Source organism: Bergeyella porcorum, from assembly GCF_042427575.1.
Taxonomy (GTDB): domain Bacteria; phylum Bacteroidota; class Bacteroidia; order Flavobacteriales; family Weeksellaceae; genus Bergeyella; species Bergeyella porcorum.
On record NZ_JBHMFD010000008.1, the window covers coordinates 34288 to 45924 of the forward strand.

General features: G+C 34.3%; 8 protein-coding genes and 2 tRNA genes. 6 read left to right on the plus strand and 4 right to left on the minus strand.

Going from position 1 to position 11637, the window contains the following annotated elements:
* Position 1: 1 nt before the first annotated feature.
* The 4 genes from ACFFUE_RS05530 to ACFFUE_RS05545 form a co-directional block, all read right to left on the minus strand.
* Positions 2 to 4318: a DEAD/DEAH box helicase gene (locus ACFFUE_RS05530; RefSeq protein ID WP_376833360.1), complete on the minus strand. Its 4317-nt coding sequence runs from the start codon at positions 4316 to 4318 to the stop codon at positions 2 to 4.
* Positions 4319 to 4657: 339 nt separating this feature from the next.
* Positions 4658 to 5089, minus strand: a complete 432-nt coding sequence (locus ACFFUE_RS05535) for a hypothetical protein (RefSeq protein WP_327983904.1) — start codon at positions 5087 to 5089, stop codon at positions 4658 to 4660.
* 9 nt (positions 5090 to 5098) lie between these two features.
* Complete coding sequence (locus ACFFUE_RS05540) at positions 5099 to 5479, minus strand: Rid family detoxifying hydrolase (RefSeq protein ID WP_376833362.1); 381 nt, start codon at positions 5477 to 5479, stop codon at positions 5099 to 5101.
* 49 nt (positions 5480 to 5528) lie between these two features.
* The gene (locus tag ACFFUE_RS05545; RefSeq protein WP_376833364.1) at positions 5529 to 8129 is read right to left on the minus strand and encodes a putative LPS assembly protein LptD; all 2601 of its coding nucleotides are present in this window, start codon (positions 8127 to 8129) and stop codon (positions 5529 to 5531) included.
* A gap of 48 nt (positions 8130 to 8177) precedes the next feature.
* Here ACFFUE_RS05545 and ACFFUE_RS05550 point away from each other — a divergent pair, with 48 nt between their 5' ends.
* The 6 genes from ACFFUE_RS05550 (at position 8178) to ACFFUE_RS05575 (ending at position 11417) form a co-directional block, all read left to right on the plus strand.
* Complete coding sequence (locus tag ACFFUE_RS05550; protein WP_376833372.1) at positions 8178 to 9467, plus strand: N-acetylmuramoyl-L-alanine amidase family protein; 1290 nt, start codon at positions 8178 to 8180, stop codon at positions 9465 to 9467.
* A 57-nt stretch (positions 9468 to 9524) separates the two neighbouring features.
* A tRNA-Glu gene (locus ACFFUE_RS05555) sits at positions 9525 to 9596 on the plus strand.
* Between the two features lie 110 nt (positions 9597 to 9706).
* Positions 9707 to 9961, plus strand: a complete 255-nt coding sequence (rpsT, locus tag ACFFUE_RS05560; RefSeq protein ID WP_376833366.1) for a 30S ribosomal protein S20 — start codon at positions 9707 to 9709, stop codon at positions 9959 to 9961.
* 12 nt (positions 9962 to 9973) lie between these two features.
* Positions 9974 to 10045 (plus strand) — tRNA-Glu (locus ACFFUE_RS05565).
* Between the two features lie 185 nt (positions 10046 to 10230).
* Positions 10231 to 11034 carry a site-specific integrase gene (locus tag ACFFUE_RS05570; protein ID WP_376833368.1) on the plus strand — a complete coding sequence of 268 codons (804 nt, stop codon included), beginning with the start codon at positions 10231 to 10233 and terminating at the stop codon, positions 11032 to 11034.
* 32 nt (positions 11035 to 11066) lie between these two features.
* On the plus strand, positions 11067 to 11417 hold the full coding sequence (locus tag ACFFUE_RS05575) for a tyrosine-type recombinase/integrase (protein WP_376833370.1): 351 nt from the start codon (positions 11067 to 11069) through the stop codon (positions 11415 to 11417).
* The last annotated feature ends 220 nt before the right edge of the window (positions 11418 to 11637 follow it).

Here is an 11637-nt window from a genome sequence, read left to right on the forward strand (position 1 = left end):
TCTAATTACTTAATAATTCGTAGTAAACATCTTCTGACTTATCAAATTTGCTCATTACAGCATTTCTATAAACAACTCTTTCCGTTTTTGCGTGCTCCGTTACACTCTGTAAACGCGGAACTAACTTTTTAAAAATAGTATAACTTCTATTTCGTTTTTCCATTGCTGAATTTTGAAAAACTAAAACAAATTTATTCAGTGGGTATTCATCAAGAAGAGTATTGATTTTCAATGCAATTCTCGATGCATCATCTTTAGAAAGATTTCCAAATAAATATGAAAAATTAAGAATAACTGTATTTGAAAATGTAAATACGCTTTCCCAATAATTTTTTGAGATTTCATTTAACGATTTTACAAACTGGAATTTTGTATCGCGGTTGAAAAGCTCTGACTCTGAAAATTCTCTTGCTTTGTTCAGCATTGCTGTTGAAATATCAATCCCTATATAATCAAAATGAAAATTGGGAATTGAAACAAAACTTTGTTGAAAAGCTAGTCCCGATGTCAAAGGGCCGCAACCAAAATCTATAAAAACAATACGATTATTGCTATTTGCAAAAGTAATTTTAAAAAAATCTTTAAAGCTCTTGTAAATTGCCAAAGAGCTAAAATAATGCTTTCGCATATTATAGTAACAGTATAAATTCACTTTTTCTTCAGGGCTATGCTCCAGCGTTGCCTGATCAAAATTTGCTCTACCGTATTCAATTATATTGTTTCGGATATAATCATTGGTGTGTCCATACAAAATATTGGGATACTGAGTTCTGCTATCTTCTTTTATCTGCTGTATTACTATTTTATCAAATACCGAAACAAAGTTTTGTTCAGGCTCGTAAACACTTCCTCCTATCTCAATATCTGTATCGGGTTCTTCTACATTAAAATTACCTTTTAAAAATTCTTCTGGATGTTCTTTGATATAGCCCGATTTTGAACGAATAAATTCGATGAAACGATAATAGATTAGATTATTCGAAAGTATGGATGGGTTTCCAACTACAAATAATTGTTTTTTTGCCCTTGTAATAGCAACATTTAATTTTCTATCGATAATTTGCCCTTCATCTTCAATGTTGTTGGCTAAAAAATCCAACTGATAATATTCATTAATACTGAACGAATAAATAATAATATCTCGCTGTGAACCTTGAAAACGTTCGACTGTATCAATCGTGATATTATTGAGCTCGGGAATCTCTAAAGTATGAATCTCTTTTTTTATCAATGCAATCTGACTTCTATAAGGTGTGATAATCCCGATTGTATCAACTGATGAAAAGTTGAGATTATTAGTTCTATACAAATGATAAATTTGTTTTACGAGTTCTTTTATGATTTTCGCCTCATAAGTATTAGTTTTACTAGTTTTGTCTGCCTTATGTTTTTCTGATGAAATAAATGCCAGTCGTTTTGTAGCGATTAGCTTTTGAAAAGGATTTTCATTTTCAAAACTTCTGTATTCCAAATCTGTATTCTGGTGAGTAGTAGGAACAACTCTCAGTTGATTGCTATAAAAAGAGTAATTAGGAAACAATGCAATGTCAGGATGCATTCTACCTTGTTTGTATAACATTCCCCAGACCGAAGATTTTTTATCTGTTTTGTGTAAATTGTAAAGTCGCTCAAATAGTGAATTTCTTCTATTGGTTAAACCAATTTGATTTAATGCTTGGCTGGTGACTTTTGATGCTTCTTCACTTTGTAAAACAACTGCAGGCAACTGCTTGTGGTCGCCTATTAAAATAAATTTATCAATAGCATTGCCACCATTTACATTTTTTGCCGATAAAATTCCAATAAGACTAGGCTCTAAAATTTGTGATGCTTCATCAATTATAGCAATTTGAAAATGTTTGAGTTTAAAAAGTTCAGTTTTATTTGAAACTGAAGCAACAGTCCCAACAAAAATTCTACACTCTTGAATTTTAGCTTTTACTTCATCTCTTTTTTCGCAATGTTCAATAACTTTTTCAAGTAACCTTTCTCTGTGTCTTTTTTCGCAAGACAATTCAGAACCAATTCTGATATAGGGAGGTTTACCTTTTACATTGTTCAATGCGTCACAGATTTCATCAACAGCACGATTAGTATAAGAAAGTAATAAAATATTATTAGTTGGCTCACTGTAAAATTCTTCAACCATTGATTTTAAAGCGATTGAAGTTTTTCCCGTTCCAGGAGGACCAATCAGTAAGTAATAATCTTTGGCTTGTTTAGCCCTTAAAACGATATTATCTATTTCTTCGGAAATATATTTGTTTACCAAATATAAGCTGTTATCCTGCAAAGGTTGTCGTTGATTAAGTAACAAATCCTTTCTATCTTGATTAGCTTGTAAAAAAGCATACAATCCACGATACATTGAGCTGTATGCTGAGTCTAAAAAATCGTGTTCAACCGCATATTTACTACTTTGTGGCAATACAGATTGATTTCGTTGTTTATAACGAACGCGTATTGTGATTTCTGTTGGTGTAATTTCTTGGATAGAACCTTTAAAAATTTGTTTATTCGTTACATTATCTTTTGGATTATTTCTTTCATATAAAATGACAACATCGCCCTGTCTGAAATTTGGTAAAAAATCGTGTTGATAAGTTGGAATTTTTAGTTTAATAGTTCGCAAATCTGTTTCGGTCAGATTTTCAGCAATAGACAAATCTATTAATATTTCACCCGATTCTATTTTTTCTTCTAGTGAAGAAAGCCAAAGTGAAGAGATACCTTTCGTACTATTATATTCTGCTTCACCCACTTTTGAAATATAATGTTCTTTGGTAACAAAAGAATAGAAGCTGTGAAAGTATTCAAGCTCCAGTTCTCTCGCTTCTTCAAAAAACGATTTGAAATGATTTATCTGAGGAATAATGAAACGGTTAAGAAAATTTTGATTAACATTTCTATTTGTGATTAATGTTTTAGGTTTAATATTATTGATTATACTTTGGGTTTTCGTTCCTATGTTGTCACTTGCAATACTTCTTTCATTAGCAACAATCAAATTACGAATATTCATTATTTCTTTTATCGCAGCCATAAAAGGAATAGATAAACGAAGATTTGCTTTAGAATCTGTATATTTTGAATATAAAATAAAAGTATTCAAATCCTTAAACCGTACACCCAAAACCTTTTGAATAATAATCTGATAAATAAATGCTTGACTTCTGTGATTTAGGCCAATAAGTTCTATATCCGTTTCAGGGTAGGGTGCTTTTCCTGATTTTAATTCTATCACAACTTTTTTCTCATCTTTGGATTGTAATTGCAAAAAATCAAGTCGTCCTTGAACACCTAAATGTTCACAAATGAAATTTGGCTCTATAAGTGCATTTTCTCTATCTATTTTTTTTTCAGGAAAAATATTGCTTACAACATTCTTTATATTCTGAAATTGAATTTGTGTATCTTGGAAAAAATTTGAGTCTATTTCTTCACAAGTTGAAAATTCAAAAGGTGCGGCTTTAAATGCTTTTTTTATAGCATCATTATAGACTACTGGAGCTGCTGGTTTTTCGTTGACAAACTCGTCAAGAAACAAGTTAGCAATATTACCCAGCAAAATATGTTTGGTGTTTTTTGACGGTTCAAACTTGCTTTGGACGAAGTTCAAAGGATGTCTTCCATAATCTTTCATACATTCAGCCAAAGAACTAACATCTAAAAGATAATCCGGTTCAAGAATGATTAAATCAGGCAAATAAATTCCCTGTTCATCAACGGTTACATCGATAAGGTTAACTTGGCATCCCTTCCAAAGATTCTCAATTGTAGAATTAAAAGCATCGTTGATTCCGAAAATATGGTGTTTTACTTTTATTGGTTCTTCCGTAGCGTTTTCCTCATCAAAAGCGTAAATGTATTGTTCATCTACTGATGAAACTTCTATTCTGATTCGATCATATTTTTTACCTTCTCTCTGTTTAGGTTTATAAATTTCGGTTTTAGGCAATATGGCCGACAGCGATTTTGGAATGTCAATACTGTAAAAATGGCTTAAAGCATTGCATAACGCTTTCAAATTATGTAAATAATCTTCTTGTGTTGGCTTGAAGTCAGCGTGTAAAACTTTGTTAGCGTTAATGCGCAAAGTATTTATTCGAAAGGTTTTTTGCCTATCAAGTTCTGTTTTTTCACAGACATAGTTAAGCAGTGAAAATAGATTTGAAAACTGTATATTTTCGTTCACTGTCAAATCTCTACAAACTCTTTCGAGCAAGGAACGAAGTTTAGGATATTTATCCGCTATGCTATTCTGTTCATTGTGGATTTCAATTAAATCATCAAAGAACTCAATACCAGTTACATTCATTGTTAGTTTTTATATTTTTTAAGGATTAACCACATTGTAAAATGGACTGCAACTTTTTTTATATTGTCGTAGTCAACGACTTATTTCTATCCTTTAACTGTATTTCAAATGTATAAACAAGTTCCTCAACAGAGAAAGTTCTAATATACCATTTATGAATTCAAATATACAAAATATCGTTTATCCTACAAAGAGGACATCGTCATATGAAGCTAATTAACAAATCTTTATACTATTCCTAATTTATAAAAAAAAGGAGATACTTGTTCTCATCGATAAAAAGAAAATCTAGAGAATAAAAAAGGACATTCACTATAGAATGCCCTCGGTTTTTCGTTTTTAACGGTGTTGCCTTCGTTTTCTTTCGTAGAGTATTTCGGTTATTTTTCCTCCTACCCAAGAGAATGGAAAAAAGGTGAGATAAATGCATATCTTGTAAAAAGTAGGATGGTAAGGGAAAATGATAACATCTAACATCGCTACAAATAACAGAATAAAACCTATCAAAATAGCATAGGCCACCTTGGCCTCTTTTACAATGATTGCCGTAGCCACGCCTCCTACCGTAGCCGATACCCCAGAGAGAAACAGCAAGAAGGCAAAAAAACTATCATTGTCCCTCATCGTGAAAAGGAAGTTTTCCCAATTCTGAAATGGTGAAAAATGTTCATAAGTAATCCATTCGGGATTGATGCGAACCCCAAGCGAAATGGTAAGCCCTGCCACAGCTAAGCCTACAATAACCCCCAATGTATTTCTTAGAAAATTCATCTAACTTTATTAGAATTGATGTGCAATCATTGATATTTCTACTTCCACATTCTTTGGCAAACAAGACACTTGCACGGTTTCTCTTGCAGGAAGAAAATCTGCTTCTAAATAAGATGCATACACTTCATTCACGATGCTGAAATCTTCCATATCTTTAAGGAAAATGGTAGATTTTACCACATTCTTGAAAGTCATTCCCGCTGCTTGAAGCACCGCTTGAAGGTTTTGCATTACTTGATGCGTGGCCTTTTCCACACCTTCTACCACTTTGCCCGTCTCTGGCTCTACGGGAATTTGCCCAGAGATATACAACACTCCATTAATCAAATTGGCCTGTGCATAAGGTCCTATAGCAGCAGGAGCATTGGGCGTAGAAATAATTTCTTTCATTATAAATTACTTTTTAGTGCTTGCAAATATAATATTATGTTTTTGGATATTAAAATTTCGCGGTAGGGTCGGTAAAGTTTCTATCACGATACTTCAAGGCATCTTTTAGGATATTAGCTTTGATGCCAATGTAGAAATCATATACTTTATATTGCCCGAATGGTACCCAGTTGAAATCAATCACAAAGCTTCTTTGGTCTCTATGAAACCCTACTCTGGTGTACGCTAGCTTTCCTGTAACTACATCATAGTGCGTACTTCCATTGATATTCCAATAGGGTGTCAACTTCAGTGAGCCATCTAGACCAATGGACGCTACACGATTTCCAAATCGGGTTGTTCCTTTGGTATAGGCATAGTTGGCATTTACATTCAATGTCCAAGGTTGTGAAAACCGAGCATAATGGTCGTCATCAAAATAATAGTTTTCATTTCGTATTTCGCCCTTGGTATTGTATCGTTCTTCTATTTTTTTCTTGTCTTTCTTGCCCAGCAAAGCATCGCTCAGAGGGACAGAAAACTGAACATTGAACCCTTGAACATTAAAATGTCCAAATTTTTCGGTTCTACTTCCAATACCTTGTGCATTATACTCCATTTTATAAGGGTCTATCACCAAGCTGGAATTGAGGTTCACTTTTCCTTCCAAGAAAGAAGTCTGCCCACTGACATTAATCATACTCCATTTATGTTGAGCTGCAGCGAAATTGTATCCACCAGAAATGTTAAGACTTTCAAAAAGTTTTATTTTTTTCACGCCAGTAGAATCGGTCTTAGACCTTACTTTCATCTCGATATTGTTGCCAATGCTGTAGGTCATTGCTCCTACCATTCCCGAACTTGGCGAGCCGAAAATTCCTCCATCAAAAATAGAATACGGTGTTAAAGCTCCCGTAGCATTGTAATATCTTCTATAATATCCCCAGCTTGGGTCTCCAAAGTCTGGTTGATAGGTAAATCCAATGCTTGGAATCACCATATGTCTTATTTTCTCTATTGTGCTTCCTTTCTTAAAATTGAGCATTCCGTACAATGTGGTTTGCAAACTGGCACTGGTGCTGAAGGTGGAGAATCCAGCTATTTTTTTGTTATAAACATTTTCTTCCCTTCCATTGACGACATCGTAAAAGCGGGTAAGGGTTTTATTGGTTAAGACATTATTAGCCTGAGCCGAGAGTGATAAGGTAAAATATTTTGCAATAGTGGTATTGGTAGAAACAGAGAGGTTGTTTTGGAGTCCCGTTTGCATATCTCGCCACATCTGGGCTTTGAACATATCCTCTTGCTTTACTTGATTCACGAAGTTAGAAAAATTAAACCCCGTATTCACCACAATATTTTCTATCAGCCCTTGTCGGGTAACACCATCTCTTGGCTTAAATAGATAAAACTGATTGATGGCAACATTCATCTGAGGTAATCTTAAATTAACCGTTCCATCTGCGAAATTTTGTGAATAAGATGCCGTTCCCGTTACGGTAATAGGTAAGGTTAAGAACCTCTTGGTAACACTCACCGTAGAGTTTTGCTGGGTATTGAGCACATTTTGATTAAAAATATGGCTATTATTGACGGTATTATTATAAAAACGATTACTCACAATATCTACCGAAGCTGAGAAATTAAAGTAAGGATTAGCTTTAGGATCTTGCTGGTGTCTCCAGCCTATTCTATAAGTAGAAGACTTGGAATAATCGCTCAATCCTCTGATGCCTCGCACAGTATTTCCAATCTCTGAAGTGAAGCTACCACTATAACGGTAATTTTTACGATAATTAACCTCAGGTCTTAGGTTCCAACTTCCTTTGGTAAAAAAATCTACCATTAACTTTACATCAAAATGCTCTCCAATGGGCTGGTAATATCCCAAACCATTGAGGAAAAACCCTACCGATTGGTTTTCCCCGAAACTCGGAATCAAGATACCCGCACTTCGTTTATCTGAAAAAGGCAAAATTCCGAAAGGCAAAGCCAGTGGTGTAGGCACGCTCTCTATATACATCTGGATAGGTCCCGTAATCACTTGGGATTTTTTACCTTTGATAAGTTTGATATTGGGTGCAAGAAGATAATAATCTGCGATGGTATCTTTCTTATTTAGGAAATACTCATCGGTAGTGTATTTTCCACGCCGCATAAAAAATACCGAGTCATTTACTTTTTTCGTTTTTTCTGCTACAATTACCCCTTCACTCTCTTCGGTTCTGGCGTTATACGCAATAGCTCTACGAGATTTGAAATTGAAATTAAAATGGTCTGTCTCGTATTTTTTACCGCCTTGCTCTGTTATTACACGCTCTATTACTCTCCCCGCCTCATTGAGTTTCCCTCTGGCAAACACTTCCCCAGTATTCCAATCTACGGAAATATAATCTGCATTAATTTTCATATCCTGATATTGGATAGATGCATTTTTATTGAGGTAAGTCATTCGCTTCGGGACATCATTTCTGATATTATCTGCGGAAGCATTTACCACATCTTGCAGCGATTCTGGTTTGGATACCAAAGTGTCTTTAGTAGCTATAGGAGTAACAATCCTCTCATTTTTAGGCAACTCTTGAGCATAAAAAACTGCTAAAAAATTGTTAAAAATTAGGATAATTAAAATTTGTAGTCTATTTTTGAACTTGATTTTGATTCGTTTCAATGTTATCATTATCGGCGTCAAAATTAATTATTTTATCTCAATAATATGATGAATATTAAAACAAATTCTTTGAAGAAATATTTTGCACTGCTCCTTACTTTGATAATGACTACGGTGTACTCGCAGAAAAAATTCACCATCGTATTAGATGCTGGACACGGTGGAAGCGACCACGGAGCCAATCGCAGTTACCCCGACTTGGGTTATATTGCAGAGAAGGATATCACCCTCGCTGTAACACTGAAGGTAGGGAAAATGCTGGAAAAAGATAAAGATTTCAAAGTTATCTACACCAGAAAAACCGATATTTATCCTTCTCTCACTGAAAGAACGCAAATTGCTAATAGAAGTAAAGCAGACTTGTTTGTTTCCATTCACGTTAATGCCAATGTAAAGACTTCTCCCTACGGTACAGAAACTTATATCTTGGGGGTTAGCCAAAACCAAACCAACCTAGAAGTGGCAAAGGCGGAAAACGAAGTGATTTTTCTAGATGCACAGGATAGGGAAACTTTTGCATCCTATGACCCTACCTCACCAGAATCGCTCATCGCCCTTAAAATACAACAATCCAGATACCGTGAGGCAAGTTTAACCTTGGCGGGCTTTGTAGAAGAAAATTTTGAAAAAAAAGACCTTCGTTTCTCCAGAGGGGTAAAGCAAGCCAATTTCCACGTACTCCGTATGAATGCAATGCCTTCTGTCTTAATAGAAATGGGATTTGTGAGCAACTATGATGAGGCTCGCTATATCTCTTCTTCCAAAGGGCAAAATGAAATATCCGAAAGTATTTACAATGCTATTATAAGCTATAAAAAGGCTTATGACAGAAAATCCAATAATATAGTAAAGGTAGAACCTGCCAAACCAGTAGAGCAACCACTAAAAAATGATTTTAGAATTTTACTGATGAGTTCCCCTACTAAATATAATACTGCTGACCCCGCTTTAAAAGGGCTCAATTACATTTTGACTATAAAAGAAGGTAACTTTTACAAATATTATTACGCCAATACTAATATGGCATCTGTGAGAGATCAAAACTTAAAAACGGCAAAAGACGCTGGTTTTAGAAATGCCCTTGCTGTAGGATTTACTCCAAACCAAAAATTAGCTTCTGGCTACTATACCATAGAGGTGTTGGCTAGTAAGAATAAACTCAACGGAAACTCTTATATCATCCAAACTTTGAAAGATAAATTGGTGCGAGAAAAAGAAAATGGTGTATTCTACTACACTTATGGTAATGTAAAGACCTTGGAAGAGGCTATTGCACTGCAAAAAGAGCTTGAGCAGAAAGGCATTAAGAATACCAGCATCCAAAAAATATTAAAATAATTGAAAAAATATTTTGGACTTCAGATTTTTTTTTATATTTTTGCAGTCCAAAATAATGGCCTATTCGTCTAGTGGTTAGGACTCAAGATTTTCATTCTTGCAACAGGGGTTCGATTCCCCTATAGGCTACAAATCCTCTCTCAACGAGGAGCTTTTGAAAAAAAAATAAAAAAAGTTTAACAAAAATTTGCAGAGTAAAAAAAAAGTTATATCTTTGCACCCACAATTGAGAAACAGATATGGCAAATCATAAATCAGCGTTAAAGAGAATTAGACAAAACGCAGCGAAGAGATTGCGTAACAGATACTATCATAAGACTGCTAGAACAGCTATGAAAGTATTAAGAAATGAAGAAGATAGAAAAGCAGCTACAGAACAACTGCCTAAAGTTATCTCTTTATTGGACAAATTAGCTAAGAAAAACATTATTCATAAGAATAAAGCTGCTAACTTGAAGAGTAAATTAACTAAGCACGTTAATAAGTTGGCTTAATGACAATACAGCGGCCCGTTCGTCTATCGGTTAGGACTCAAGATTTTCATTCTTGCAAGAGGGGTTCGATTCCCCTACGGGCTACTTTTTTGACAAAGATTAATTATAATCTTTGTCTTTTTTTATTATAAATCAGTCAGTTAGGGTATTTTTTGATAAAGTTTATTTTCAATCTTTTTCAGCCATTTTGTTACCCATTTGTTACCCATTTGTTACCCAAAAATTATATTTTTTTGCTTTATCTTTGCTTTGGTTAAAGATTTAAAGCAATGAATAAAACCCGCTATATTATTAGGTTCAACCGCAAAAATAAGACCGATAAACAAGGATTTGCACCTATTCAAATAGAATGTTATTTAAACGGCAAACGCAAATTTTTTGATACCAAAATTAAGGTTAAGCCAAAAGACTGGAACGATAAAACGCAATCCATCAAACCCACCCACCCCAACGCCATTAATCTAAATAAAAACATTGCTGAATTTATCCGCAATTTGGAAGCCTACGAATTAGAGAAAATTAACAACGGTAAACCCTTTGCCCTTTCTATGTTAGATAACCTTTTCGGAGCAAAGAAAATAAGTACATTCAATGAGTTTATGGCGGTGGAAATAGAAAACAGTAACCTTACTACACGCACAAAACAAGCACATTTAACTACGCTCAACCGCCTTAATGAGTTCAAAAAAAACATTTCTTTTGATATGATAAATTTTGAACTTATGCACGATTTTGAAGCGTTTTGTAACAAAATAAGAATTACAGAAAAAGGAACTGAAAAACCTCTAAAACACAATACCATTTGGAAGTATTTTAAGAATATAAAAACCTATGTAAATTTAGCCATTAACAAAGAATATTTAACACTGGAACAATACCCATTTAGGAAGTTTAAATTTACCGCTGTTGAAACTGAAAAAGCCTATTTAACTCCCTACGAAATAGAGGAAATAGAAAGCCTTGTTTTAGATGAAACCGACCCCCTATATTATGTAAAAGATTTGTTTTTATTCTCTGTATATACGGGTCTTCGTTATTCTGATGTTTTTTCACTGGAAAAAAGCATATTGTAACAATGGAGGGTAAAAGGTGGATTATTAAGAATATGGAAAAAACCAAAGAAAAGGTAAGGATACCTATACACGCCCTATTTAATGGAAAACCTTATGAAATTATATTGAAGTATTGGGACTTGGGGCGTTCTGAATGTTTTAGACCACTTACAAACCAGTATATTAATAGACAATTGAAAGAATTAATTTCATTAACTAACATAGATAAAAATATAACTTTCCACACTGCAAGGCATACAACCGCTACATACTTACTATACAAGGGGGCTAATATTACAACCGTTCAAAAAGTGCTTGGGCATAAGGATATAAAAACGACCCAAATCTACGGGCATATAATGGACGCTACAATAGAAAACGATTTAAAAGCAATCAATTTTTAAAACCTCAACCGCTTATTAATAGCGGTTTTTTTGTGCCTTATGTTGTTTATTTGGAAAAAAACGGCTTTTTTTCTAAATACAGTACCTTTAATGAAATTTCACCAGTGCAGGCGTTCCATTGGTGCAGGCTCTTTGTTCTGATGAGGTCAAGGGTTCACCAGTGCAGGCGTTCCATTGGTGCAGGTTCTTGGTTCTGATAGGGTCAAAGGGTTCACCAGTG